We start from the raw sequence: 25,550 nt of genomic DNA, 5'->3' as shown, positions 1-25,550 counted from the left end.
ATAACCATGAAACGGAATCGAAAGGCACTATGGTCGGTATTGCTTCTAACTGTCATACTGACCTCCGCCTGTTCGAATGACCCGGCACCCGGTGTAAATGAACCTACCGAGCCACCACCTGGACAAACAGAGACAGAGCCAGAGCCAGAAGAAATACCGGATCCCGAAGCTGCCGACGAAGCGCTTATCGAATCTTTTCGTGAGGTGATCCGCCAGGCCGAAGGGGCAGAGGATCTGATTGCCTTCCTGGATGATCATCTCCAAGAAGCCAGTGATGAGGCAGCAGATCAGATGTTCCTGGAGCTTGAAGCTTATTATGCAGAGGATCTGCCCCAAACCCAGGGACTGTTCCTGACCAATGAGGTGCAGGAGAAGTTCTCGATTATGGGAGACCCGACCACTTCAGCGAGTATCACAGATGCTGAAATTCGTGAGATGGCCATTTGGGCCGAAGCCGGTCACTATGTGCTCATTCAGACAGATGGAGAAGTCTATCCCATTATTGATTATCCCGCGTTGGAGAAATATAATCCTTATCTAACCAGCGAATTATCCGACTATCTGCATCTGAAGGCAATGGATGCGGAACGTCAGAAGTCAGGGGAGCCGGACTCTGCGGGTACACTCGGCTACACTGCGGACTGGGCGGTAGCAGCAGAGCGTTACCTTGACCGCTATCCCGATAGTCACAAGCGTGAAGAAGTGTTGGAGAATTACGCCAACCGGATCGAATTTCTCCTCTTCGGAATGGCGGGTGGTCCGCGATTTGACTTGGACAATGGCGTCATTTACGATGAGTATATGGAGGCCTTCCAACAAATTGCTCAACGTCATGCAGATACTTTTACAGGATCGCTGGTTCAGCGCTACGTTGATCTGCTAGGGGATTCGGATCAGAAAATCATTATTGTGAGTGCTACTGACCGCCGAGATGTACCCGAAATCGCTGAGCTTCGGGACGGTTTAACTGAGCAGATTCATGAGCGCTACGTGATTGAGGAAGAAACAGAAGATGAACCTTCTAATTAACGACCTAACTATTTAATGTCCTTAACTATGAGGAGAATGGGCATGCTTCGATTAAAAGAACGTTTCAGGCGAATCTGGGCAGACGATTCGCCTTCTTCTATGTCTGCCGCTGCAGGCAGCGGCGTCATGGCCATGCTGGCTTTTCATGAGCTAGGTAGCAGCATCTACACCGGAATGGGATGGATGATTGATAATCTGCTTACCTCGCTAGTAATGGCTGCCGGCATCGCTGCCTTGCTGCTCCTTGCTTACATACCCGCTTATCTTCTGACGTTTATCCCGCTCCGGCTACCAAGGTTATGGCTTGGGATATTGATTGTGATGATGGCGGGACTGCCTTATCTATTCACTTTTGCCAATATGAAATGGTTATGGGGCGGCATGATCCTGGCTGCTCTGCTAGCTATTGCAGGCTCCAGCGCAGGCTTTTTCCTGTATTGGCTGCTGCATCGTCCCCGCTCCGTATACAGCCGATCGATGCTTGCAGTGAACGGTCTCATCCTCGTGGTGCTATTGTATCTAGGCGTTATGGCCAGCGGCCTCCAGACGTCATGGCCCCGGGGGACGCTAGAGCGCATCGCCGACTCCCCCCTTGCAGAGCTTCCTTCACCTGCAGAACGTGGGGATTACGACGTAACCGAGCTTACCTATGGGAGCGGAGACGATCGCTTCCGTAAGGAGTTTGGCAAGGATGTCGATCTGGTGACGCAATCCGTCGATGCATCCGAGTTTATTACGCGGTGGAAGGGACTGCGTACCTGGTATTGGGGCTTTGACCAGCACGCCTTGCCCATCAACGGCCGGGTCTGGCTGCCCGAGGGAGAGGGGCCGTTCCCCGTTGTGCTGATGGTTCATGGCAATCATACGATGGAGGATTTCTCAGATGGTGGTTATGGCTATCTGGGAGAACTATTGGCGAGCCGCGGGTTCCTGGCGGTATCCGTGGATCAGAATTTCGTCAATTATTCTGTTCTCTCCGGGCTGCCCAACGATGATTATATTCTAAGGGCCTGGTTGCTGCTCCACCATCTGCGTACGGTAGACGAATTATCCCATACGGAGGGGAATGCACTTAGCGGCAAAGCAGACATGGACACGATTGCACTTATCGGTCACTCAAGAGGTGGTCAGGCTGCCGCGCTGGCAGCTGGCTATGAGACGTATTTTACGGTCGCTGACAAGGAGCAATACCTGACGGGTCTGGAGTATGATATTACCGCGGTAGTAGCTATCGCACCAACCGACAAGAAACTTGAAGAACGCAACCTAAGATTTAATGACCTTAATTATTTGACGATTCATGGCGCCAATGATTCGGATGTGACGTCATTTGACGGCGAACGACAATATAGTCGGATCGTCTATCCAACCGGAAGTTCTGCCTTTGCTCTGAAATCGGCCTTGTATATTGATGATGCCAACCACGGTCAGTTCAATACGGATTGGGGCCGTGTAGATATCAAATTACCGCTGCGCTGGCTGATGAATCAGCGCGAGATCATGCCCGGTGAGGATCAACGGCAGATAGCCAAAACGTTCATCAGCGCTTTTCTGGAGACCACGCTCCATGAGCGGCAGGAGTATCTGCCGTTGTTCCAGGATTACCGGCTTGGCGGTCATTGGCTGCCAGATACGACGCTTGTTCAGCAATATCAGGATACAGAAATGATTAATGTGGCTAATTATCAGGAGGATACCGACGAGACGACTGGAAGCCGTAGAGGGGTGGAACTGCACGGGGAAGATCTGACTCGTTGGGAAGAGGAGGATCTGAAGAACCGACAAGGCGGCTCCAAGCACAATCGGGTCGTGTTTCTGGGATGGGGAGAAGAAGAGGCACAGTATACCATCCGCATGCCTAGAGGGCTGGTCTCCTCGCTCTCTGAACATTCAGAGCTGGTCCTGGCTGTGGCGCCCACAACAGTGGAACAGGAGTCCCTGGACTTCAGCATCGTCCTGACGGATTCCAATGGGGCCCGCGCATCGCTGCCGCTGAGCAGCTTTCGGCAGCCCAAGCAGCTTCTGCATAACCGGTTCCTTAATGGGGGAGTGCTGAACCGGTGGATCAAGAACGGCCGGTTACAGCCGTCCACCGAGATTGTATTTCAGGATTACCGACTGCCCCTGGAGGCCTTCCTGACCCAGGCGCCTACGCTGAATGCCAAGCAAATCGACAGCATCCAGCTTGTATTTGACAGAAGCGGCAGTGGTGAGCTCGTGCTTGACAATGTGCGCTGGCAGCCGTAATCCCTGCATTATTCATCCTTTAACTGATCAATCGCATGGGCCATCGTCTTGTCGGTGAGATGCGCATAAATTTGCGTGGTTTCCGGTGAGGCATGGCCTAATTGCTCTTGCGTTTTATAAATATCATTCCGCAGATAATAATCCGTTGCGAAGGAATGGCGCAGCTTGTGTACAGACAGATAAGGTTTGCCAAAGCGCTTGGCGTACTTAATCACCATCTCCTGAATCGCACGCTTGGTCATGCGCGAACCTTCTTGTTTGCCATTGGCTAGTGCGAGGAACAAGGCCTTCTCCCGGCGCGGCGCTTTGTAGACCGTTTCTCTAATTCTTAAATACTCCGTAATATCATCCACTGCCTCCTGGCGGAAATAGACCGGAGACTTGAATGTGTCGTCGTTGTCACCCTTGCGGTAGACATAGACGACTTTTTTCTTGCAATCGATATCGTCCAGATTCAGATTGACCAACTCGGATACACGTATTCCCGAGTTGAGAATCAGAATGATAATGCAGGCGTCCCTCACATGATTCTGCTCATAGGAGTAGAGCGCCTGCTTATTCTTGGCTACATCGAGAGGATATTGACGCTTCACATAATCAATAAAGGCATAGATTTCTTCTTCCTGCAGCAGCTTGCCCTCCAGCTTGGCTGCCGTATCCTTGGGCTTGTGGGTCCGTTTAATCGCTACTTTCGCCATCACGTTGCGCTTGAGCAGCGGATAGAATTCCTCGTCCTCAGCAATTTGGCTCAAGTAGTGAAACAAGGAGCGCAGCGAAGAGAGCTTACGCGAAATCGTGGTACGGCTATTGGTGGTGTCCTTGAAGGTGGACAGGAACATCTTGTAGTTATCGATGCTGTCCATATGTAGCTTCTCCAGCTCGATTAATTGAATGTCGCGGTTTTCCTGGGCCTGGGAGAGACCTTCAGCACGCAACCAATTGAAGAACGTTTCATAATCCCGTACATACTCCAGCAAAGAAGAAGGGGAGAGGTCCGGGAGCTTATAATTGATGAACTTTTCTACATACCAAGGCATAAGAGGCGTTCGTTTGTCGAGTTCTTGTCGGTCTTTGATTTTGAGTATATTCATATCTATCACCTCACTTCCTTATCTTAGCAGGATAGAGGGAGAGGTGTAAACAAGGATTGTAATTATCCATGGTTGACATAATATTTATTACGTACACTAAAATATTTAATGATATAAATTAACATAATTATAATTACGTTCACATACTCTTCGGAAGATTAATAACTGTCTCTCATGTGTATACATATAACAGAGCACGCTAAGTGAACACCAATTGATCGCAAAGGAGAGATCCACGAATGAAAGTCCTTATCATCGGAGCCAACGGTAAAATTGGACAGTTGCTAATCGAGCAGATGCTAGAAGATAAACAGCATGTTCCCCTGGCTATGGTCAGGAAAGAGGAGCAAGCTCAGCGATATCAATTCCAAGGGGTTGAAACGGTTCTTGTGGATCTGGAGTCTTCCGTGGAGGAAATCGCTGAGGCGGCCCGCACATGCGATGCCATTATCTTCACGGCAGGATCAGGAGGAAGTACCGGCCCCGATAAGACGCTTCTGATCGATTTGGACGGCGCAGTGAAAGCGATGGAAGCTGCAGAGCAAGTCGGCATCAGCCGGTTTGTCCTCGTCAGCGCGCTGGGTGCGGAAGATCGGAACCGCTGGCCAGATAGCATCCGTCCTTATTATGTGGCCAAGCATTTTGCAGACCGAATTCTGGAATCAACCGAGCTGATCTATACGATTCTAAGACCTGGCGGATTGTTGGATGATGCTGGCCAGGGCCGAGTTTCCCTGCAAACGCCTGGGGAGTCTGGCTCCATTCCAAGGGCGGATGTGGCTGCAGTGATCGCTGCCGTGTTGGACAACCCAGCTACTTTCCGCAAGTCCTATGATCTGGTCTCCGGCTCGCAAACGATAGAAGAAGCACTTCCACGCGCGTAATGAAGTGGTTCAATGTGAAACGGCTAAGCATTTGAAAAAAGCCCCCTGTGCTCTTGGAGCATGAAGGGGGCTTTTTGGTGTTTTTTATGAGTTGTTGTGCTATGTGCCGATACTGCGACGCCGGTACGATTCATTATAAGCTGCGCGGCGGAACAACAGAATGGGATCATCCGATAGTTCAACGCCAGGTACAACCGATGTAGGATCCATGACAAGCCCTGAAGGCTCCTTAATCGCTTCGTGTATATCCAGGCGTCCGGCGTGGATTCGCTCCCGATGATCTGGCCAGGCCTGCGTACTATCATTGGTAGGATCCTCATCCTCACCCAAGATAATACTGAGGGAGAAGGAGGCTGGCCCGCGAAGCAGCCGCTCCTGCATTTCTTGTTCCAGGTATTCGGTAGGCTTGGAAGCAGCTTCCTTCAGGGAAAGTGTCTCTAAGCCAGCGTCAGGTAACCATTCGAATTTCACAGGACGTGTGCTGCCGTCAGGACCTGCCAGGTAATAAGCGTGGATCGCATAGTAGCGATTGGTCGCATAGCTTGCAGGCGGCAGCAGACGTTTAACGGCAAGCAGGCTTTCTTTACTTTCGGAGAAATGTTCGGCCACTTCTTTGAAAATATCCAACATCGACAGATGGCCAGCTCTGGCTTTATGAACGGCACGTACCAAGTCGAGGAAGGACTCAGGCGTTCGGGCGAAAAAGACAGGTACCGTAACACCCACCAAACAGGTCGTCTTGCCGCCAGGGATCTGGAATTGTACAGCCATCCCTTTGGCAGGGGACAACAGGTCAGCTAGTGCGGGATCCGTCGAGCTTCCGGAAAACCTGACGATGGCATCCAGCTGTCCACCTTGCAGATGAGCAGCAGTAGTCATCGAAGCGGCTTCTCCGCTGGGATGGAATGTAGCGCGATAGCATACGCCTCTGGCATGGGCACGTCGATAGCCCGCGTGAATGCCGGACAGTCCTTCAATGGAGTCAATAGCTTCATTAGGTAAAAGATTCATGGAATCGGTTGCAGAATTGGGTGGGTTCATCCGTGCAATCACCTCATTCATCGGTATGGGTCTTAGTTCTGATTTACCCATAAGCCGAAGGAGCTATGCATGAATGAAGCGGGAAGTTGAAAACTTTATGTGACAGGGGAAGTTATGGCGTTCATATACTCCATTACCTCAGGCATCGCTTGAAATTGCACGACTAATCTATGGTCCAATTGCTCCAGTGCTAACCGGAATGCTTTGTCTAAACTAGCCATGTTCCGAATATCCAGGTTATGCAGGAGCTCTTTCATGCGATCAATCGAATAGACCGTTTTCCTCAAGCTGCTGATGACGATAATTTTCTCGACTTCCCGCTTATTGAACACACGGTATCCGTTCTCCAGGTTACGCTCGGTCTGAATGAGTCCTTCTTTCTCCCAGTGCCGAATTGCAGATGCATTGACGCCTGCAACCTTAGCCGCTTCGCCAATCGTTATCGGGGCGTCCAAGCTGGATTGCATACTTTTCGTCAGATTAGAATCTCGAATCATCTTGATAACTGATTCCACACGACGTTTTTCCTCTTGTAGGTTGAACTGCTGCTCATTCATTAGCCACATTGCCTTCTCGGTTTGGCCTGCTTTGATATGTCTCATCATGTCATAGGCTGTGGTAAAATCATATGCCTTAAGTAGTGCCCGAATCGTGCGAAAGGCTTGCACATGCAATAACGTGTAACCTCTGCGCCTGCTGGCTGAACGGGGAACATCAGGTATCAACCCTTGGTCTTCATATCTCCGCAGGGTAGTTGTACTCACCTGTAGTAAGTCGGCAATTTGCTTGGGCGTATAATCCGGACGATCCATGAACAGCACTCCATTCCTTGAAGTAAAACCTTCAACTGCTACAACAATATTAAAGCTAATTTATCCATTCAGATCAAGGGTTATAAAGCTGTAAACCGAAAGATTGCATGCATGTTGTAGGATAGAAGTATCTACTAGGGAGGGATGAAATATGAAGCAACACGTAAGGCTGGCTAATGGCTCGGAGATTGAAGTGAGACGGACAGGGGATCCAGCTACTCCTGCCATCATGCTACCCGTGGCCAAGAAAAGCGTAACTGGCAAACAAGCAGAGGAGCTCATGCAATGGGGCGTGAATCCGCAGCTTGGTGAACATTTGATCGAAGGGCTGGCAGATCGTTTCTATGTCCTGTCATTTGATTATGAAGGGCATCTCATGGACCATCCCAATCCTAACGGGCTGACGGCGGATCAACTGGCTGCCGATCTACTACAGATCGCTGATGCAGTAGGTATGGAACGCTTCAGCTACTATGGGTATTCCTGGCTTGCTCTGACTGGACTGCAGTTGGCGATCCGGACGGAGCGGCTGGATGCGCTTGTGATGGGAGGGTTTCCTCCCTATGAAGGCCCCTATGCCGAAATGTTAACGGTAACGGAGTATGCCTATCGCCAAGCGTTGGGTAGTGTGACTACGGATATGACTCCGTCTGAATACGCCAGTGAACCCGATGCCTATGATTGGGATCAAGTGTCGGTAACTCTTGCATCGGATGTGTCTAAACAGTTCATGACGCTGTACCAGAGCCTGGTGTCATTTGATGATCGCTTCATTCAGACTCAGCTGACGATGCCAAGGCTGGCTTTCGCGGGAGACCAGGATACCATCGTGTATGGGGCCAACTTCGGAGGGGTCACGGTGGATATGGCCGGCCTTCTGGACAAGCATAAGACTTTTCTGCGTGATAGGGGTTGGACTGTGGAATTGCTAAGCGGGATGGATCACACGCAAGCGATGCAACCCGCGGCGGTTCTGCCGGTCATCAAACCGTGGCTTATTCAACAGTTGAAAGGAGATGAAAAGAGGAGAGGCTGAAGATGCTAATTTTAATGAATAGCTACGGAATCGAACAAATATTCCGCACCCCGAGTTTTTGGCATTTTGGATTACTATTTGAAATTCTAACGCTCCTGATGAGATCGTTCTAGGAGCGGGACGTCGTGTTGACATAGTGTCCGACGGTGAGGGCAACGGTTTAAGTTGGCCAGATAAAACTGAATCTAACCACCCGTTGCCCGCAGATTGGGCAATCTGCCTGGTTAGGTGCTCATAAGAGTGGGGGAGTGCTCTTCAACAGAACACCAAATGACTTTTGAAAGTTAACGCTTACATAAAAATTCAGAGCTCGTATTAAAATTTGAGAATGGTTCACTTGTAATAAGGTTAACATAATTATTATTACGTTTAATATTGCGGCGATGAAGAAAATTGTAAAGTATAATCATTACGATTAACTGATGAGTTTTTTGAGAAAGAACAGATAGTCAGTCTTTATACCGGATTTACTCAGTATGATAGTTGAGAATGACAAATAAACGACTGAGTTGTTTTCTTAAACTAAAGGTCGAACTTAAAAAGAATCTTACATTACAAAGCATACGTGCCAAAAGCACATGCGACTAAACTTAATAAGCTCGAAGATTATTAAGGCTTGATCGATCAGCGTTTAAGATTTTGAGAATCATGTCGGATCAATCGCATAAGCATCAAACATAGTAAGAGCAAACATACGCAGCACATACACAGATAACACAGATAACAGATAAACACCACATGTCGAGGGACAAGAACATACCAGTATTGAAAACCATGCCCAGCGTGGTATTTTTGTTTTAAGCAGGTAAGTTCTTGTCAATAGCTCTGGACAAGAACTTACCTGTTTAGCCGATTAGTGACAAGAATTTACCAACTTAACCGACAGGCCATTAAAAACGCATCTAAGGCACTGGTTATGTAAGCAAGTTATCCTCGTTTCAAAAACATCATTAGCTCCAATAGTGACAAGAACATACTAACATATTACTCATTTGGGACTAGAACATGCCCCTTTAACCGTTAACGGGGAAAAGAAATTGCTAGCTGAGCCGGGGGCCTACATCTTGAACACGGTCCTTTTAGATTAAGTCTTGATCTACAAGTAGTACTGCCACTTAACCCATAGAAAATATTGATGACAGTGTAGTAAAGATCAATACTTTAACACGTGGGAATTGATAATGGCAGAAATATTACCGGAAACCCTCGGATATAGCTTCTGGCTCGTGCGGATAGCGGCTCCGCAAGGAGCTACCGGCCTCAGGCTTGAAATCTACATTAATTTTTGTTCTTATTCGCTTACGAACATCGCCGAACCGGTTACATCTCCTGTTTTATTAAAAGCGATAGGAAGACTGGAAGGATGAACCGTTTTTGGTGTCGAATGTATAAGAATAACATAGAATAGTTAGAGAAGGAGAAGGAATATGTCGGCGATTTCTTTAGAAATTGTAGAGGTTAATGAACATGTCACTGGCCAATTATGGGTAGTCGATGATATACATAAACTCGCGAGTATGATTGCAGTAATTGCTCTTGGTCAAGCGGAGCATGCAGCTCAAATTATTCAAGAACTAAGTTATGTTTATCCTGTTCAATCTAGAAGTCAATTTTATGAAGGAGCTCGCGAACAGCTACTGATTCAAGGCTCGACAGATACGCAAAAGGAAGTTTCTCAGTATCACCGAGACGGTTTCTTGTTTGAATGTATATCTTGGATAGCAGCACGTCAGGAATCAGATGAAAATACCTATATGAAGGATCCTCACATTAGCTCGACTACTCAAGGATTAGATGGCTTGATCATTCAAATGGATCCCGTTGAGGAGATACTCTCTTTCATTACAATCTGTGAAGACAAATGCACAGATAATCCCAGAACTCAGTTCAGAGATCACATTATGCGTGCTTTTAATGAACATCATCGGAATGAGCGAGGTCGTGATTTATTAGCCAATGCGATTGCTCTTATCAAACTAAGTGGTCTAAAAGGTACAGCTGCAACTATAGCTGCGGATAGAGTATATGACAATGCTTATAGAACTTACAGGGCGGCTTTGACTGTTAATTCTGATACATGCACAATAAAGGGACTCCAAAAATTATTTAAAGGTTATGACGTTTTGAATGCAATTGGCAAAACCCAGCGCGTCGGTGCATCATTTATCATTAATAATGATTTGAGAAGCTGGTTTCAAGAGTTGGCAGAGAATGTTTTACGAGCACTTGATGAATTTGAAGCTAAGGAGGCAACCAATGTTTGACTCGCAAACCTCAGAATTACTTAGAGAAGCTCCAAGTTTCCCCTCTTTAAATTCCCGTATTCTTCCTGAATTATTAACTCATCATTATGCTCAACTTGTTAGTGCCCGTTTAAGTGGCAACGTAAATGTCGAAATTGAAAATTTAGATAGTCATTGGTCACTAGAACGCATTGCTGATGCCTATGAAACTATTGCGTCAATTGAAGAAGATCTAACATTGAAGAGAGCTTCTGCTTTTGTGGCCGGGACGGCTAGACTATTAATTTTCAGAGGAAATCGATATTTGTTAGATGGAGAACGCTTCTTTCCAATTGATCGAGAAAGCGTAGATTCTTCTACAGCCGCAGTTGTATTATTCCTTGCAGCGGAACAATATGCAGATGCTTTTGAAGCAGTAAGTTTAATGCCAAGTCCAAAAGGACCGTATGAATTTATAGTTCTCCATAATGATATTAAGGACCTTGCATTGGGCAGACTAAATGATATTTTATTAAGATCATCCGTTTGGAGACAACGTGTGAAACATGAGAGTTACACTTTAAGTGAACGTGCATTAAATACATTAACTGCTACCCTTATTGAGGGTATTGAGTTACTAGCTGCAGACATCATGTCAGAGCCCGTATTAGACACATTATCTGGAAAATACTCCAGGGCACAAGAGGCTTTTTCACATGTGATTGAATTATCATATAGAAGCAACTCTGTTCGAGAAGCAAATTTAAATACAACTTATCCAGGGCCGGCACATTTAGCCTCGCTGCTTCTTTCAACAGCAAACGCACTTGAAGGTGCAGCAATAACTAAACTTCCCCCACCGACAGGTGCGGATAATGTTTTTTGGAAAAAGTGGTTAAGGTTTAGAGCAAATAATACTCCATATATTTGGCCCAATCATCGAGAAGCTATCAGAAATCAATTTTATCAAACAGGTCAGTCTGCAGTTTTAGTGCTCCCAACAGGGGCTGGGAAAACAACTGTCAGCGTACTCAAAATCGCCGGTACACTTGCACGTGGTAAGAAGGTTGTATTTTTAGTACCTACTCACGCACTTGTAGAACAACTAACTGAAGACCTTCAAACCATTTTTCCCAAAGAAGAATTCGATTTAGATGTATCAAATGATTATGATTCTATTTTTGTTGAAGGCAATCAACTTCAGTCTATCGAAGTTATGACGCCCGAAAGATGCTTGGCAATGTTGTCCTATAGTCCAGATTCATTTTCAAACGTAGGATTACTAGTGTTTGATGAATGTCATATATTGAGTTCTGAGTCAGGAAAATTAAGAAGGTCGTTAGACGGAATGTTATGTCTGTTAGCGTTCTGTGCTGCTACTCCTGAAGCAGACCTATTGTTTTTATCAGCTATGTTGAAAAATGGAAGACAATTTGCGAATTGGATTAGTGACTTGACAAATCGCCCCTGTCACTCTGTCGATCTTCTTTGGAAGCCAAGTCGCCAGGCTAGGGGAGTTATAGTCTATCATGAGGGAGAGATCAGATCGGCTGAAAGGCGAGCTCTTGAGAAGCAGCATGACCTAAATATTGCAAATCGCAAAGTTGCAAAGGGTCTGAGAGAAGCAGCAAGGAGAGAGATAAGGCTAACCCCCCACATGGTTTGGGGGCTACAAAATAATTGGTTGCCTACGAGTTCAGTTGCCTTCACTAAAATTTTGGACGAACAAATAGTTGGCATATAAGGAAGTAACGTCTTTATACAGAAATCAACGTGATGATATAATTATACTGTCTGTTGGAGAAAAGATTATTGAGACAACAGACAATCATCCATTTTGGGTTGAAGATAAAGGTTGGATCTATGCAGATGAACTTAAAGTGGGCGATAACCTCCAAAAGGCCGATGGAAGCAACCTGACAATTGAAAAGATAGAATTTGTAAAACTGGATGAACCAGTTACAGTTTATAACTTTACGGTTGATGATTACCACACGTATTATGTAACAGACTTGGGTATTTGGGTGCATAATACAAAGTGTCCTTGGATGACGGTTGTAGAGGAGAAAAATGTTACTAATCAGTTAAAATCTTTAAGTGCGAAACAACAGAAAAGTTTTGATGAGATAACTACAAAGTTAGCTAACGGAGACCATTCTGGATTGAACGTTCACTTATTAACTGGCAGTGGTGATAAGAAGGGATTGTGGTCTGCCGATTTCAAAGGATTTGGTGGAGGCCGCGGAAATGCGAGGATTTATTTCAAAATGGAAAATGGTAAAATAACTATTACAGAGATTGATTTGAAACACCAAAAATAAATAGTAAGGAGGCCAAGTGTCATTCCATATAATCATGTTATTGTCGAAGTGCACTGTTTGTATGGTTTACTTGAAAACTCAGAAGAAGAAGTCGTTCCTGACTACTGTAGATACGGGATTAAAAACCCAGGTTATCATTGTTTAAAAAACAATTGCCCTTACCTTGGACACGCTCCTGCTCCGCATGAAATAGCTTTTTCAGGTGAAGATGGAGAAGTAGCGGATGATACTTGGATTGGGTTTGGTGGGGATATGGAGCCGGACATATTTTCTAAAAATAAAGATTTGGAGTTAAAGGAACTCTGGAAAGAGATTTGCAAAGATAAAATTCAAAAATCATACGAGGAATATATGGATCGAAGTAATCTAAATGGAGATTAGTCTTATTAGCGTTTGGGAAGAACTTACCCTATTGACGTAAGATAGGGATCAAAAAACCTTTCAAGTTGTAAATAGCCAGTTACCGGCAATGTAACGGAAACTGGCTATTCTTAAATGTAATACCACGCTGATATCGTGACAAGACAAGGATTTTCGAATCACAGAATTGCTCGTATTATGATTAGCTATCTAATGATTTTACGAAAGTTAGAAAGCAGAGATTAGGAATTTTAACTGTAGCCACATTTGCCAATCAACTAGATTAAAGCTTGCTATGGGGCAGTCTGGGATGCATGGGTGAAAATCTCCGTGCGCTCCTGTCGAGTGACAAGAACATACCAAGTATTAAAAACCACGCCTAGCGTGGTTTTTTATGTTTTATGCGGGTAAGTTCTTGTCACAAGTCGATGACAAGAACTTACCTGTTTACAAAAAGGTATTCAAGAGAAAAGCTTGCCAGCTGGAACCTATAATGTTATTACAAGGGGGTCTTTTACTGTATTATATGGGGGAGGTAAATATCCGATTGAGATCAATTCGGAGCCAGTAGAAATTAATGTGCAATAACAATAATTAATATGAGCCTGAATACGATTGTCCGACTTTGAGTAGGGGATCTAATAAAGAAATTGAGCACTTCATTTTACCCACAGCAACTGTGGCCATGATGGTCTATACAGATCCAACTGAAGAAAATAAACAACTACAAAAATATGTGGAAAAATTTATCTCAGGTTTAAGTTTTTGATGATGGTATATCAAACCCCACGGCAGCTCCACATACCGCTGGATCAAGCAAGGCTTTGGTTACTTTCATTCCTGTGGCAGTGGAAAAGTCAGCTCGTTCTCTTGCTGGCCGGATATTACTTTTTCACAAAACCCGTATTTTATACATATGTATATAGGGAGAAAAGTTACCTTAAAGTTACCTTTACCTTCCGAGAAATTATACCAACGACAACAACAAAAAGCCACGCTAGGCGTGGGTATAAAAAGATGATATATTCTTGTGCCTCGGCAGTAGCTTGTCTTCTCTTCGGCGACAGCGTCTCCATCCAGAGGTATTATTAGCAGTCCGTTCACGAATGGCGTTTCGCTTTTCCTCAGGGTTACTAACACTAGTTGAACAACATCCAGCAGCTTCAAAAATTTCGAACTTTTTCATGGTAAGTTCCTCCCCATATTCATGCTTTTTTTAACTGATTTTAGATGTTTGATCAATTTGCTGATGACAAACTTTGCGTCAGGCCCCACCCCCCTTAATGTTGCTGAGGCAAAGGAACGCTGACCTTCTAAACCGACAAAATAAAGCCCAGGCACGGTTAGACTAACACCTGCTGTCTGTATTGGCTTCCCGTCTTTATCAAGGGCTCCCAGCGGCCTTAAAAAGGGAAGGCTGAGTCGATACCCCGTAGCAAAAATGATGGTATCGACTTTCTCTCGCTTTCCATCGGACCAAATGACGCCTTCATTATTAAAAGATGAGAACATCTGGCGTTGATCCGGCTTACCTAACGCCAGTTTTATTTTGTATTCTCCTAAATCGGCTGCTGCTGTCGGAGCCGGAGCTTTTTTGTCTAAACGCCAGAACGGGAACGTGTCTAAGCCGGTCCCTCTCAACCAATAATGGAGATCAATGCCCAATACCTTTTGTTTAACAAACGCTACGGGCTTCAGTACAGCCAGTGTCGTATGGCTGCTATCAGCTAACTCTACGGCAATTTGCACGGCAGAGTTACCTCTCCCCACGACAACTACCCGTTGATCTTTAAAAGGCTCTACGTTCCGGTACAGAGAGGAGTGAAGTACCTCCCCTTGGAAAAGATCCCTGCCTTTAATTTCAGGCGTGTATGGGCTGTGAAACGAGCCGGACGCATTAATAATTGTTCTTGCCAGGTAAACGTCACCGGTGCCCGTACGGACTTCAAAACCCTCCTCGTTTTTCTCTATAGTCATCACTTTTTGATTTAGCCGAATGGGTAGATGAAAGCTTTTGGCATAGTCATTTAGGTACTGGATGACCTCGTTTCGCAACGGATAGTGCGTGCTCTCTGCAGCTATCTTCATTCCTGGGAGAGAGGATAAGGAGGCAGGAGAGAATAGTTTTAAACTGTCATAGTAAAAGGGCCAAGATCCCCCCACTTGGCCACTAGCCTCCAGGATCAAGAATTGAAGTTCGTTTTTCTTTAAGTAGTAACCGGAAGCCATACCTGCCTGACCTCCTCCAATTACGATAACATCCCATACTTTAGTCATATAAGACCCCTCATTTAGTTGTAAAATGCAAGTAATTTCGAGGCAACTTTCTTGTCAATTGGCATAAACTCATTTTCTTCATGAGCATATGAAGCGGATCTTCCCAGGATGATAGTTGTAAAATGCAAGTATTAAAGGCGTGAGGTTTACCCCTGTGAGGGCATACAACACAAACGCGATTTCCCCATCGCTTCGTTGAGTAACTGGATGGAACGAATGACGGTCTCCCTTTCAACTTCATTCATATGGGAGAAAATATCGTTTAAATAGGCTTTCATTTGCTCATCGATCGCAGCTGCAACAAATTTGCCTTCGGTTGTTAAGGACAGGATATAGATTCTTCGATCTGTGACGTCTGGGGTTTTCTTAACCAAGTTCATCTTTATCAACGACTGAATTTGGCGGCTGAACGTCGTAATATCCGTCCCTAATGTTTCGGCGACTTGTTGAATGGATGGTTGATGCTGACGGTCAATTTCATAAAGAATATGGCTCTGGATGAGTGAGATGTCGAACCCACCGGCAGAACAGCAGTTTTTATTTAAAAAGCCGAACCGACGGGTCATAATTTGTATGAGCTCCCGAACGTTTTCCATGGTGATTCACCTCACGTTTAGTTATATCGCAATTAGTTGTATTTTGCAAGTATTGTTCAAAAGATAAAGCTGCATCTTATGATGGCAGCCCTTCTCCCCTTCCCCTAGTGGGACTCAAACAACTTTTTTAATGCTTCGCGCTGAGGTTCGCGAATTTGGATAATGGGCCGAATCTCCTTCGCGATACGTTCTGCTTCTTCAATGGAAGAGGCTTTCCCTAAAGAAATTAATGTACCTATTGAGACGGCACCTGTTCGGCCCTTTCCACCCCCACAATGAAATGCGACCTTCTTGCCTTCCCGATAAGCCGTCACAACCTGGTTAATGGCCTCTTGAAACAATTCTTCTTGCGGTGTTGCCGCGTTGTCTCCAATACCAACCTTGATCCATGTCGCATTCGTTTCCGGGTAGGCGCATTCGGTTGCTTCTTCACGAAGATCGACAATAACTTCACACTTTTCATCCAAAACCATATCTTTAACGTCGGCCGCCCCACCCATGAAAATCCGTTCCTCTATTAGTGCGTGATACGTCTTCATCGTAATGCTCCTTTACTTCTTCTGAAATGATGTGAATTCAACTGATACAGTGGCCGCAGGGGGAGCACAACAAAGGGAAAGTTCCCGAGGATCCCCTGCAGACTCAAACTCAGAATCCTCTTTTGTGTAAAAAATCTCCCACGCGTTTCCATCAGGATCATAGACCCACACTTTGTCTTGAACAGCATAACAACACGTCGTGTTCATCTCATCAATAGTCAATAGTTCCGATTGCCGGAGACGTTCTCCCATCGCGAGAACATCTTCGGTATTATTCACTTGGAAACCAAGGTGGTTTAATACACCATTTTTCTCAAACGGTCGGACATTCAATGAGAAATGTAAAGCCGGTTCATCCATTTCAAACTTGGCATAATTATCTTTGATCTTTACAGGTTCTAACCCAAAGAAATTTCGATAAAAGGTTAGTGACTTTTCCAAATCCGTACAATTAACAGCCACATGCATGCGTTGAATCATAATCGTGTTTCCTCCTTGTTTAGAGTGTTATACTCCAGTCATGTACACGATTGCCTTCCAGGAACTTCTCGACATCCAGCGCAGCCATACAGCCCGATCCGGCTGCTGTGATCGCTTGGCGATACGTATGATCTTGGACGTCACCGCAAGCAAATACACCGGCTATATTCGTTTCTGACGTCCCTGGCTTAACTAGGATGTATCCTGTATCGTCTGTCTCCAGCTTATCACCCAAGAATCCTGTGTTCGGGGTATGGCCTATCGCAACGAATATGCCGTCCGTTTGGATGACTTTTTCTTCACCGGTACTGGCATCCCGTCCTTTTAAAGCAGTCACGCCTTGTTCGCCGGCGAGTACTTCGACTGGAATGGTGTTTAATGCCCACTCAATTTTCGGGTTGGCTCGTGCGCGATCTTGCATTATTTTTGATGCGCGCATCTCATTTCGACGGTGGACGACGGTTACCTTAGCGGCAAACTTTGTTAGAAAGTTGGCTTCCTCCATGGCAGAGTCACCACCGCCAATGACAACAATCTCTTTTCCTCTAAAGAAGAAACCGTCGCAGGTTGCGCATGTGCTAACGCCGCGGCCAATATTTTCTTTCTCTCCAGGGATGCCAAGAAGTTTTGCTGAAGCACCGGTAGAGATGATTAACGATTCTGTTTGCAAATCACTCATGCCATCTACCGAGAGATTAAATGGTCGATTCGTAAAGTCAACGCTGGTCACCCATCCCCGATGAAATTCAGCACCGAATCGTTCTGCTTGTTTACGCATATTATTCATAAGTTCACGCCCCATGATTCCATCAGGAAACCCCGGGAAATTCTCGACCTCGGTCGTAAGGGTCAATTGTCCGCCTGGTTCAGGCCCCTCAATCACAATGGGCTCAAGATTGGCACGGGCCAGATAAATGGCAGCCGTCAAACCGGCTGGTCCTGTTCCGATAATTACTGCTTTATGCATCGCGAACCCTCCCTACTTTATTCTCCTTCAGCAGCAAATCGCTGGATACGTGCCTCAATCTGGTCTCGAACTCGTTGAAACACTGCCCATTTCTCCTCGTCCGTGCCGGTTGCTTTAGCGGGGTCATCGAATCCCCAATGATATCGTGTCACATGCGGAGGGGTCATCGGACATTTGTCGTTTGCATCGCCACAAAGCGTAATGACGACGTCTGCTTTATTCAAAATCTCCGGATCAATCACATCCGAGGTTTGCTGGCTTATATCGACGCCCTTCTCTGCCATGGCTTTAACCGCCTTGGGGTTTAATCCATGTGCTTCAATACCTGCGCTATAAACGTCATATTCTTCACCGAGATGTTGATGTCCAAAACCTTCTGCCATCTGACTGCGGCACGAATTACCAGTACAAAGAAAGTAAACGATTTTTTTATTCATGTGAACGTCTCCTCTTGAATGAATTTAGTTGATGATCCAAAGCCATAACGACAAGGCGGTCAAAGTAATGAACAAGGTAGGCACGGTTAAGATGATGCCAACTCTAAAGTAATATCCCCATGTTATTTTCACGCTTTTGCGTGAGAGCACATGCAGCCATAACAGGGTAGCTAATGAACCGATAGGTGTGATTTTAGGTCCAAGATCCGAGCCAATGACATTGGCATAAATCAGGGCTTCCCGAATGATCCCCTCTGTTCCTGTCCCTTGGATGGCAAGCGCATTGATCATTACGGTCGGCATGTTGTTCATGAAGGAAGAAAGCACGGCTGCAATAAAACCCATTCCGATTGTTGTGACATATAGACCGTGGTCGGCGATTTGTTCAATGACCCTACCTAACTGATCAGTAAGGCCTACATTGCGCAAACCATATACAACCACATACATACCGATGGAGAAAACAACCACAGACCATGGCGCGTCTTTGATGATCTTTGTTGTGGCCACCGCTTTGCTCCCACGGGCTGCGATAATGAAAAGTATCGCGACGACCATGGCAACGATCGAGACGGGGACATCAATAAATTCACTGACGAGATAGGCAACCAATAACACGGCTAGAATGACCCAGGATAAACGGAAAAGCCGGTGATCTTTAATTGCTTCCCGAGGTGCCCGTAAATGCTTCACATCATAGTTTTTGGGAATGCTTTTTCGGAAGAATAGATATAAGACGATAATACTAGCTGCTATAGAGAACAGATTCGGAACAAACATGCGCGTCGCATACTGCACAAAACCGATGCCAAAATAATCGGCAGAGACAATATTGACCAGGTTACTGACGATGAGTGGTAGTGATGCCGTGTCGGCGATAAATCCGCTCGCCATAATGAACGGTAAGATCATCCGCTCGTCAAACTTTAGCGCCCTAACCATGGATAATACGATCGGCGTTAGGATAAGAGCTGCACCGTCGTTCGCAAAGAAAGCAGCAACCAATGCGCCAAGCAGTACGACATAAATAAACATCAAGGTACCATTGCCTCGGGCTAGCCTGGCCATATGTAGGGCAGACCATTCAAAAAAACCAATTTCGTCGAGAATCAGTGAAATGAGAATGATGGCTACAAAGGCCAGCGTCGCATTCCAAACAATCAATGTCACATCCTGGACATCACTGAAACTAACGACACCGAAGAGTAGGGCAAGCACGGCACCCCCTGCAGCAGACCAGCCGATGTTCAATCCTTTCGGCTGCCAGATGACGAAAATTAACGTCACAACAAATAATACCGACGCTATGATTAACATAAGTCCTCCTTAACAGCTAACAGCTTTCTGACTGAAATTGCATGGCTTGGTGTTTCATCGATGGGACGTCATTTAAAATGTCGGATATATAAGGTTTGTTATCACGGTTTATGGCATAGTAAATCCACTGGCCTCGCCGTGTTTCGCGGACCAGATTGCCAGTCTTTAACTTACGTAAGTGCTGACTAATATTGGGTTGTGTGGACTCTAATGCAGCTGCAATGTCACAAACGCACATCTCTTTTTCTTTGAGTAGCGCTAGTATCATTAATCGTGTTTTGTTAGATAGCAGCTTCAGTTCTTCAGCCACTGCAGCATAACTAAGCATGGTTACTCCCCTCCTATCCCCTTTGTCGCTTCTGATTTCACCTTTATTATACTCATATAATTATATAAGTAAAGGTTTATATGTAAGTCGGAGATGTACAATTTGTAAACGGCATGGGGTCACAACTAAATGATAAGGCGTTGAAGAATAAGGCTTATAAGACGTCTCCTCCTTCGTTCAAAAAGGTTTAATGATGTTGCGGTTGCTAAAACGGTTGAGAACTCCTGTCAAATGATGATTGAAAGCAAGTATGATCTTATCATTTTGGATATAACGATTGGCGGAGGGAGAATGGGTCTTGATCTCTTCGTAATCGAAGCTTGAGGGCCCTGATCACAGCAACCGCTTATTTTAAGAAACCTAATTGGTCATCTAAAAGTGGATCAACCAGTGGGCTAGTTATTCATCCCGAGTTGCCTGCGATTGAAATTAAAGGGGTCACTGCCCTCCTACTGCCAATCGAACACGAACTGTTCATAAACCTCGCGAAGCAACCGGGAATAATCTTATCCAAGGAGCATTTACTACATAGTGTTTGGGGAAGTAATTTTATGGACGGGAAGAGAACATTAGAGATTCATGTAAGCTCATTGAGCCGACGCCTGGCTCGCTTTCAGGAAGCCATTCGTATTGAATCGTTTCGCGGTGGCTATCGCTATTTGTTATCTGGGCCGTGGAGTCAAATAAGACACAAGAGCAGTTAAATTAGTCGCAAACGGTTGCAGCGAGTTGTTGATCCAGCCATTCCAGCTTTTCAGCTTGTGAAGGAATGCTTTTTAGCACGTCCATCACGTAAGGTTTATCTTCGAGGCTCAAGGAGTAATACACCCATTTGCCTCTCCGATATTCGTTTAGAAGTCCGCCGGCCTTCATTTTCCTTAAATGCTGGCTTATGCTAGGCTGAGACATCTGCATAATATCGACGAGATTGCAGACGCAAAGCTCTCTCTCCTTTAATAAGCCCAGAATGGATAATCTTGATTTATCGCCAAGGAGTTTGAATGTCTCAGCCATTGTATCCAATGAATCCATCCAGATCACCTCCATGAAATACATAATTATATAATTTAATTATAATATAACGTTCTCCAGAAATCTAATTACATTTGGAAAGGCCTTATATCTTTGCGGGTAATCATGAGTGTTTCGTCATCGTCGCTATTTTACTAACTCAGTTGCAGTCCATAACTTCGCTTGCAACTGCATAAAATCACTTAAAACCCACGCCCGGCGTGGGTTTTTGAATGTATATTGACTTATCGAAACGTCTTGCTTACTACTTAACTTTATCTATCGTTTCAATGAAAACCAGCTGACTATAGTGATCTGCAATTTGACGTGCAGTCCATTTTTGTACTTGATAATGGACAAGCCATTTGAAGAACCGCGGATCCCAAGCGGTACCTTTGTATGGTGGGGGTTGTTGGGTTAATGTTTCCTTAGTGCGGAGTGATTCAACTCGAGTTGTTTAAGATGGATATTCCTCTTTTGGATGCGGACGTTTTTAACGGATGGGAGAAGCTTAAGCATGGCACAGCTTTCGAAGAGTTAAGCGTTAATGAGAAGACAAAAGTCGGACGGATTAATGAGCTTCTCAGCCCCACTTGGAACTACTCTTATCCTCCGATTATGAAAGCCTATCTTGACTCCATCTGCATCGTGGGCAAGACGTTCAAATATCTTCCCGACGTTGGCCGGGTCGGCTTGCTCGGTGATAAAAAAGCGATTCACATTCAAGCTAGCGGCAGTGTGTTGTCACCCGGCTCCAATACACTCGCCGAAAACTGGGAAATGGGCCACCGCCACTTAAAAGTCATCATGGAGTTCATCGGAGTCTCAGATTTTCATGGCATCTTTATCGAAGGGATGGCCGAGTATCCTGACCAAGTTCTACAAATAAAAGAAAAAGCGATCCAACGTACACGCGAAGCTACATTGGAATTTTAAAAACGGCTTAGCAGGTATCTTTTAGTCCGTGGCTTTTGATAAGAGCATACTTGCAAAAAAGCCACGCTGGGTGTGGCAAGGTTTCCAGGACGAGCGATGTTTCGTCGTTGCGCCCAATCATCGTTATGCTAATCAACATGCGAGGGAGTTGTGCCGAGTATATGTTGAAGGTATTAACCTGACCTATACAATCGCTGTATGTACTCGTAATAGTGAACCCTTATCCGCATCCACTCTAAACTTCATTCACATGTTGCGGCAGAATCGCATTAAAAATGTAGACCAAAACTAGTGACGTGCTCTCCCCTATTGATATTGAAATGAACTATGGAAGCCGTTTTGTTCAGGTTGAATAAAGTCCGTTAGATTCCTATGTAACGAAAAATTGGGGCTTGAACAAAAATGAGCTCCTGCAGTATAAGATGGTGTTGCACACGAGGTCATTGCCTCAAACCCCATCAGGAGGTCACTCTATCCAGAGCGGGTACGGCCCAGGCACTCCAAACTTACTAACTCATTTTAGGACAGTTGTTTGAAAAAGACGAATTGGCTCAGCGCCAACTGGAACCGATCGAATGACAGTAAACTAGATGAGTGATATAATTTTTATTATCACACAGAGGGAGGGGGATCTCTCATGAACCAAAGACCGTCAGAAGTAGAATATGCCGGGGACGCTGGCGAGTATATCCGGTTAGCGCCGGAAGGCGACATCATCGACATTCTACTCACTCAGGAAAAGCAAATGACTGAACTGCTGGCAACTTTGACCGAAAACCAGGGATCCTATCGGTATGCCGAAGGAAAGTGGTCGCTGAAAGAAGTCGTTGGCCATATCGTAGATAGTGAACGCGTTATGACCTACCGCCTGCTCCGATTCTCAAGAGGGGACCAGACCCCTCTGGCCAGTTTTGATCAGGAATTGTTCATACCTCCTTTCGAAAGGTGGACAATCGCGCAATTGGCAGAGGACTACCGGGCTGTACGGCAAGCGACGATCACGCTTCTGCGCGGGTTGCCGGCAGAGTCGTGGTCCCGCTCGGGCATAGCCAACGACACAAGTATAACGGTGCGTGCCATCGCTTACGGCTGTGCGGGACATGAACTTCATCACGTTGAGGTCATAAGAAAGCGGTACTTAAGCTAGTTTATTTCCATTAATTGCTAAGGCTTTCGGATCGTTGTCGCCCTTCCTTTCGCGCCCATTTCACTTCACTAAACGCCGTGCCCTCCACTCACCTGAATCACTTGTCCAGTGAGCCAAGATGCGCAATCAGATACCAGAAAAGCAATGGTTTCCGCGATATGCTCCGGTTTGCCGAGTCTTCCCAATGGTATGGTGGGCATGACCAGTTTTTCGAGTTCTTTATCAATATAACCCGTTTGGGTCGGACCGGGTGCTACGGTGTTTACCGTAATCTGCTTTGGACCAAGTTCGATTGCCATACTTCTTGTCAAAGCTTCTAACGAAGCCTTGCTTGCTCCGTATAAGATCTGCCCCGCCATTCGTTGTGCCGTATCGGTGCTAAGATGAACAATACGTCCACCTTGCGTACATTGTTTGACGAAGGCTTGCGACATCAGTAAGCTTACTTTCACATTCATTTCAAAGGTACGATCATAACCCTCTTCCGTAAATAAGGCCAGCGTGTCGTCATCAGTGTACATAGCTGCGTTATTGACAAGTATATTTACCTCGCCGAAATGAGCGTGTGCTTCTTGAAAGATTAACTCTGCCGCCTCCTTTTCAACAGTTGTGCAACCCGATAGTAAAAATACCGTCAGTGAGATTCCAATGACACATCTCTTTATTAGTTTATAAATATTAACTCCCTCTTTCAGTATCAGAACAAAAATAGAGTTAATATTGTTGCGCTATCCTGCCCGTTAACTTAATGCCGCGGCGGAATTTTAATTCTTTATTTTCTCAGTCTACAACTATACCCGACCTACTTGACCGGCCCCATCCAGGTTGAAATGGTCTTCTGCTGGTGCGGCAATGGCGGTTTCAACTTCCCGTTATCGATCAAATGCTTCATGATATAAGCGACCAGCCGGCCTCCGCCGGTATTGCCTCTCACCATGTAAGCAAGCTGCGGCGCCAAATGCTTCGGCTGATTTTGTAGGAACAGCTTGAGCATTTTATCGTAGAGCTTGCCGACAGCAGGCGCATACAGAGCGGATAAATCCGGCATTGCCTTATTCAACCGTTCCAACGTTTGCGGAGAGTCGATCCAAACCGCATTGAACTTGTACCCCTCCTTCGTCTTGCGGATGTACCCCTTCTCCAGAAGGAACGAATATTGCTCGCTGTTCTCTTCATTGTCGGGCAGCTCCCCTTGTTGAAACGCATGACAAATCTCGACATTCCGGTGTTCCAGGAAACGCCAATCCATCGGGCGGTCGCTCCAGCACGTATTGAATTGCCACAAGTATAAGGGAGAGTCTTCGACGTATCGGAGCGACGGACCGAAGCTGACGTAACTACTCAAATCAAAACCCGGATCGGCATTACCGTTCTGGTTCAACGCAGCATAGGCAATATACTGTCCTCCGTCCTTTCGTATTGGTGCGACCGCATTGAAGTTTTCGCCCGCCGGCATGCTCCGCCAAGATTGCTCCTCGACGTTCTTGGGCAGCAAGGTCCAGAGCAGGAAGTTATAGTCGCCGTCTGGAACGTACACTCCGCTATCCTCGATTTGCCGGCGAACTTCCATTAACGCGTCAAAATGAAGATCGGCCACTTCGGTGGCGCAATCTTGCCAGAATTGATGACCGGCTACGGCCAACTCGAAGAGGTCCCAGACGATAGTATTGCTTTGATATTTGCCGGGAGAGGTTTGGATGAGGAAATTGTAATCGGCTAGGTACCGGACTTCGCCTTCCAGCAAAGACGGGGGCATTCCGAGCTCCTCCGCGATTTGATGTACGGTACGCGCCTTGTGATAAGCCGAGTAAACGATATTTTGCGCCAAGGCACGACCAAGAAAATCGTTGGTTTCGCCCAATCTTCCTGCCGTACCGGAATGGCCCATTTCCCCCATGCTGACGGGGTTGACACTCAATGATCCTGTTGCACGCATACGTTTCATCCCTTTCCTTAACTCCTTTTTGGCTTCGCTCAAATGCCACTTCACTGTGTTGGCAGGAATGTTCAGAGCATTCGCGATATCGTTGATTTTAAGCTCATCGTAATAACGCATGACCACGATCCGGCGATGGATGTCGGACAAAAACGCGACTTCTCGGCGCAGCTCGCTGTAAGCTTCGGTTACCAGCAGCCGGTTAAGCGGCTCCCGGGAAGGGGCGGCCGACAGTTCGGACATGCCGTTGATTTCAATCTCTTGGGGAGCGCGCGTACGCTTTTTCAACCAATTCACCCAAGTGTATCGGGCAACCGTCCAGACGTAAGCATCCAGGCATCTAATATCCCGCACTCCGGAGAAGGATTTCAATAACTGCACCATAATCTCCTGAGCCAGATCCTCCGCTTCCGTTCGCTGCTTGATCCGGTTCAACGCAAAACCGAAAATCGGTTTGACATAGCTCCTAATCGCCTCTGCCGCTTCTTTTCCATTCTTCTCGATCGAATCCATCTTTCGCCTCCGCAGTTGCATCT

The 25,550-nt window shown here is 45.9% G+C and carries 25 protein-coding genes; 11 read left to right on the top strand and 14 right to left on the bottom strand.

The window, feature by feature from the left end; genetic code table 11:
- Positions 1–6 precede the first annotated feature (6 nt).
- Positions 7–1,029: a hypothetical protein gene (locus tag F556_RS0107220; protein ID WP_020616248.1), complete on the top strand. Its 1,023-nt coding sequence runs from the start codon at positions 7–9 to the stop codon at positions 1,027–1,029.
- Positions 1,030–1,071: 42 nt separating this feature from the next.
- Positions 1,072–3,276: a poly(ethylene terephthalate) hydrolase family protein gene (locus F556_RS0107215; protein ID WP_020616247.1), complete on the top strand. Its 2,205-nt coding sequence runs from the start codon at positions 1,072–1,074 to the stop codon at positions 3,274–3,276.
- Between the two features lie 8 nt (positions 3,277–3,284).
- Here the strand turns inward: F556_RS0107215 and xerS are convergent, their stop codons facing one another.
- Positions 3,285–4,367 carry a tyrosine recombinase XerS gene (xerS, locus tag F556_RS0107210; protein ID WP_020616246.1) on the bottom strand — a complete coding sequence of 361 codons (1,083 nt, stop codon included), beginning with the start codon at positions 4,365–4,367 and terminating at the stop codon, positions 3,285–3,287.
- Positions 4,368–4,606: 239 nt separating this feature from the next.
- On the opposite strand from xerS, the gene F556_RS0107205 reads away from it, so the two are divergent.
- Positions 4,607–5,251, top strand: coding sequence for an SDR family oxidoreductase (locus tag F556_RS0107205; RefSeq protein WP_020616245.1), 645 nt, complete (start codon positions 4,607–4,609; stop codon positions 5,249–5,251).
- A 99-nt stretch (positions 5,252–5,350) separates the two neighbouring features.
- On the opposite strand, the gene F556_RS0107200 is transcribed toward F556_RS0107205, so the two are convergent.
- Positions 5,351–6,262: a catalase gene (locus tag F556_RS0107200; RefSeq protein ID WP_040716165.1), complete on the bottom strand. Its 912-nt coding sequence runs from the start codon at positions 6,260–6,262 to the stop codon at positions 5,351–5,353.
- Positions 6,263–6,387: 125 nt separating this feature from the next.
- Complete coding sequence (locus F556_RS0107195; RefSeq protein WP_020616243.1) at positions 6,388–7,104, bottom strand: MerR family DNA-binding transcriptional regulator; 717 nt, start codon at positions 7,102–7,104, stop codon at positions 6,388–6,390.
- Positions 7,105–7,255: 151 nt separating this feature from the next.
- Here F556_RS0107195 and F556_RS0107190 point away from each other — a divergent pair, with 151 nt between their 5' ends.
- The 5 genes from F556_RS0107190 to F556_RS37685 all read left to right on the top strand — a co-directional run bounded on the left by F556_RS0107190 (position 7,256) and on the right by F556_RS37685 (position 13,064).
- Positions 7,256–8,140 (top strand): alpha/beta fold hydrolase, encoded by an 885-nt coding sequence (locus F556_RS0107190; RefSeq protein WP_020616242.1) that lies wholly within the window; start codon positions 7,256–7,258, stop codon positions 8,138–8,140.
- Positions 8,141–9,567: 1,427 nt separating this feature from the next.
- Positions 9,568–10,404: a hypothetical protein gene (locus F556_RS0107180; RefSeq protein ID WP_020616240.1), complete on the top strand. Its 837-nt coding sequence runs from the start codon at positions 9,568–9,570 to the stop codon at positions 10,402–10,404.
- Positions 10,397–12,106, top strand: coding sequence for a DEAD/DEAH box helicase (locus F556_RS33455; protein WP_020616239.1), 1,710 nt, complete (start codon positions 10,397–10,399; stop codon positions 12,104–12,106). The genes F556_RS0107180 and F556_RS33455 overlap by 8 nt, the downstream gene beginning before the upstream one ends.
- Positions 12,096–12,683: a polymorphic toxin-type HINT domain-containing protein gene (locus tag F556_RS38725; RefSeq protein ID WP_020616238.1), complete on the top strand. Its 588-nt coding sequence runs from the start codon at positions 12,096–12,098 to the stop codon at positions 12,681–12,683. Before F556_RS33455 ends, F556_RS38725 begins: the two co-directional genes overlap by 11 nt.
- A gap of 57 nt (positions 12,684–12,740) precedes the next feature.
- Entirely contained in the window at positions 12,741–13,064 is a 324-nt protein-coding gene (locus tag F556_RS37685; RefSeq protein ID WP_157272669.1) for a hypothetical protein, read from the top strand.
- Positions 13,065–14,225: 1,161 nt separating this feature from the next.
- On the opposite strand, the gene F556_RS33450 is transcribed toward F556_RS37685, so the two are convergent.
- From F556_RS33450 to F556_RS0107125, 8 genes are all read right to left on the bottom strand, one after another.
- Positions 14,226–15,320 carry a flavin-containing monooxygenase gene (locus F556_RS33450; protein WP_051108689.1) on the bottom strand — a complete coding sequence of 365 codons (1,095 nt, stop codon included), beginning with the start codon at positions 15,318–15,320 and terminating at the stop codon, positions 14,226–14,228.
- A gap of 146 nt (positions 15,321–15,466) precedes the next feature.
- A complete protein-coding gene (locus tag F556_RS0107155; protein WP_020616234.1) occupies positions 15,467–15,916 on the bottom strand; it encodes a MarR family winged helix-turn-helix transcriptional regulator in 450 nt (149 codons plus the stop codon).
- Between the two features lie 104 nt (positions 15,917–16,020).
- Positions 16,021–16,455, bottom strand: a complete 435-nt coding sequence (locus F556_RS0107150) for a protein-tyrosine phosphatase family protein (RefSeq protein ID WP_020616233.1) — start codon at positions 16,453–16,455, stop codon at positions 16,021–16,023.
- A 12-nt stretch (positions 16,456–16,467) separates the two neighbouring features.
- Entirely contained in the window at positions 16,468–16,935 is a 468-nt protein-coding gene (locus F556_RS0107145) for an ArsI/CadI family heavy metal resistance metalloenzyme (RefSeq protein WP_020616232.1), read from the bottom strand.
- 19 nt (positions 16,936–16,954) lie between these two features.
- The gene (gene trxB / locus F556_RS0107140; RefSeq protein ID WP_020616231.1) at positions 16,955–17,902 is read right to left on the bottom strand and encodes a thioredoxin-disulfide reductase; all 948 of its coding nucleotides are present in this window, start codon (positions 17,900–17,902) and stop codon (positions 16,955–16,957) included.
- Positions 17,903–17,919: 17 nt separating this feature from the next.
- Positions 17,920–18,339 (bottom strand): arsenate reductase (thioredoxin), encoded by a 420-nt coding sequence (gene arsC / locus F556_RS0107135; protein WP_020616230.1) that lies wholly within the window; start codon positions 18,337–18,339, stop codon positions 17,920–17,922.
- 24 nt (positions 18,340–18,363) lie between these two features.
- Positions 18,364–19,656, bottom strand: coding sequence for an arsenic transporter (locus tag F556_RS0107130; protein WP_020616229.1), 1,293 nt, complete (start codon positions 19,654–19,656; stop codon positions 18,364–18,366).
- A 16-nt stretch (positions 19,657–19,672) separates the two neighbouring features.
- Positions 19,673–19,984 carry an ArsR/SmtB family transcription factor gene (locus tag F556_RS0107125; RefSeq protein WP_020616228.1) on the bottom strand — a complete coding sequence of 104 codons (312 nt, stop codon included), beginning with the start codon at positions 19,982–19,984 and terminating at the stop codon, positions 19,673–19,675.
- A gap of 320 nt (positions 19,985–20,304) precedes the next feature.
- Here F556_RS0107125 and F556_RS39225 point away from each other — a divergent pair, with 320 nt between their 5' ends.
- Positions 20,305–20,688, top strand: coding sequence for a winged helix-turn-helix domain-containing protein (locus F556_RS39225; RefSeq protein WP_040716068.1), 384 nt, complete (start codon positions 20,305–20,307; stop codon positions 20,686–20,688).
- 1 nt (position 20,689) lies between these two features.
- Here the strand turns inward: F556_RS39225 and F556_RS0107120 are convergent, their stop codons facing one another.
- On the bottom strand, positions 20,690–21,016 hold the full coding sequence (locus F556_RS0107120; RefSeq protein WP_020616227.1) for an ArsR/SmtB family transcription factor: 327 nt from the start codon (positions 21,014–21,016) through the stop codon (positions 20,690–20,692).
- Positions 21,017–21,433: 417 nt separating this feature from the next.
- Here F556_RS0107120 and F556_RS33440 point away from each other — a divergent pair, with 417 nt between their 5' ends.
- Positions 21,434–21,931, top strand: coding sequence for an FMN-dependent NADH-azoreductase (locus F556_RS33440; protein ID WP_020616226.1), 498 nt, complete (start codon positions 21,434–21,436; stop codon positions 21,929–21,931).
- A gap of 637 nt (positions 21,932–22,568) precedes the next feature.
- The gene (locus tag F556_RS0107110; RefSeq protein ID WP_020616225.1) at positions 22,569–23,078 is read left to right on the top strand and encodes a DinB family protein; all 510 of its coding nucleotides are present in this window, start codon (positions 22,569–22,571) and stop codon (positions 23,076–23,078) included.
- A 68-nt stretch (positions 23,079–23,146) separates the two neighbouring features.
- Here F556_RS0107110 and F556_RS0107105 read toward each other — a convergent pair whose 3' ends face one another.
- Both F556_RS0107105 and F556_RS0107100 read right to left on the bottom strand, forming a co-directional pair.
- Positions 23,147–23,716 carry an SDR family oxidoreductase gene (locus F556_RS0107105; RefSeq protein ID WP_083937911.1) on the bottom strand — a complete coding sequence of 190 codons (570 nt, stop codon included), beginning with the start codon at positions 23,714–23,716 and terminating at the stop codon, positions 23,147–23,149.
- 164 nt (positions 23,717–23,880) lie between these two features.
- Complete coding sequence (locus tag F556_RS0107100; RefSeq protein ID WP_020616223.1) at positions 23,881–25,527, bottom strand: RNA polymerase sigma factor; 1,647 nt, start codon at positions 25,525–25,527, stop codon at positions 23,881–23,883.
- Positions 25,528–25,550 lie beyond the last annotated feature (23 nt).

This window comes from Paenibacillus daejeonensis DSM 15491, assembly GCF_000378385.1.
Classification (GTDB): domain Bacteria; phylum Bacillota; class Bacilli; order Paenibacillales; family Paenibacillaceae; genus Paenibacillus_D; species Paenibacillus_D daejeonensis.
This window is presented reverse-complemented; position numbering and strand designations above follow the sequence as displayed.

Coding starts and splice junctions, on each gene's coding strand:
- F556_RS0107220 (WP_020616248.1), top strand. CDS start 7: ATGAAACGGAATCGAAAGGCACTATGGTCGGTATTGCTTCTAACTGTC.
- F556_RS0107215 (WP_020616247.1), top strand. CDS start 1,072: ATGCTTCGATTAAAAGAACGTTTCAGGCGAATCTGGGCAGACGATTCG.
- xerS (WP_020616246.1), bottom strand. CDS start 4,367: ATGAATATACTCAAAATCAAAGACCGACAAGAACTCGACAAACGAACG.
- F556_RS0107205 (WP_020616245.1), top strand. CDS start 4,607: ATGAAAGTCCTTATCATCGGAGCCAACGGTAAAATTGGACAGTTGCTA.
- F556_RS0107200 (WP_040716165.1), bottom strand. CDS start 6,262: ATGAATCTTTTACCTAATGAAGCTATTGACTCCATTGAAGGACTGTCC.
- F556_RS0107195 (WP_020616243.1), bottom strand. CDS start 7,104: ATGGATCGTCCGGATTATACGCCCAAGCAAATTGCCGACTTACTACAG.
- F556_RS0107190 (WP_020616242.1), top strand. CDS start 7,256: ATGAAGCAACACGTAAGGCTGGCTAATGGCTCGGAGATTGAAGTGAGA.
- F556_RS0107180 (WP_020616240.1), top strand. CDS start 9,568: ATGTCGGCGATTTCTTTAGAAATTGTAGAGGTTAATGAACATGTCACT.
- F556_RS33455 (WP_020616239.1), top strand. CDS start 10,397: ATGTTTGACTCGCAAACCTCAGAATTACTTAGAGAAGCTCCAAGTTTC.
- F556_RS33450 (WP_051108689.1), bottom strand. CDS start 15,320: ATGACTAAAGTATGGGATGTTATCGTAATTGGAGGAGGTCAGGCAGGT.
- F556_RS0107155 (WP_020616234.1), bottom strand. CDS start 15,916: ATGGAAAACGTTCGGGAGCTCATACAAATTATGACCCGTCGGTTCGGC.
- F556_RS0107150 (WP_020616233.1), bottom strand. CDS start 16,455: ATGAAGACGTATCACGCACTAATAGAGGAACGGATTTTCATGGGTGGG.
- F556_RS0107145 (WP_020616232.1), bottom strand. CDS start 16,935: ATGATTCAACGCATGCATGTGGCTGTTAATTGTACGGATTTGGAAAAG.
- trxB (WP_020616231.1), bottom strand. CDS start 17,902: ATGCATAAAGCAGTAATTATCGGAACAGGACCAGCCGGTTTGACGGCT.
- arsC (WP_020616230.1), bottom strand. CDS start 18,339: ATGAATAAAAAAATCGTTTACTTTCTTTGTACTGGTAATTCGTGCCGC.
- F556_RS0107130 (WP_020616229.1), bottom strand. CDS start 19,656: ATGTTAATCATAGCGTCGGTATTATTTGTTGTGACGTTAATTTTCGTC.
- F556_RS0107125 (WP_020616228.1), bottom strand. CDS start 19,984: ATGCTTAGTTATGCTGCAGTGGCTGAAGAACTGAAGCTGCTATCTAAC.
- F556_RS0107120 (WP_020616227.1), bottom strand. CDS start 21,016: ATGGATTCATTGGATACAATGGCTGAGACATTCAAACTCCTTGGCGAT.
- F556_RS0107110 (WP_020616225.1), top strand. CDS start 22,569: ATGAACCAAAGACCGTCAGAAGTAGAATATGCCGGGGACGCTGGCGAG.
- F556_RS0107100 (WP_020616223.1), bottom strand. CDS start 25,527: ATGGATTCGATCGAGAAGAATGGAAAAGAAGCGGCAGAGGCGATTAGG.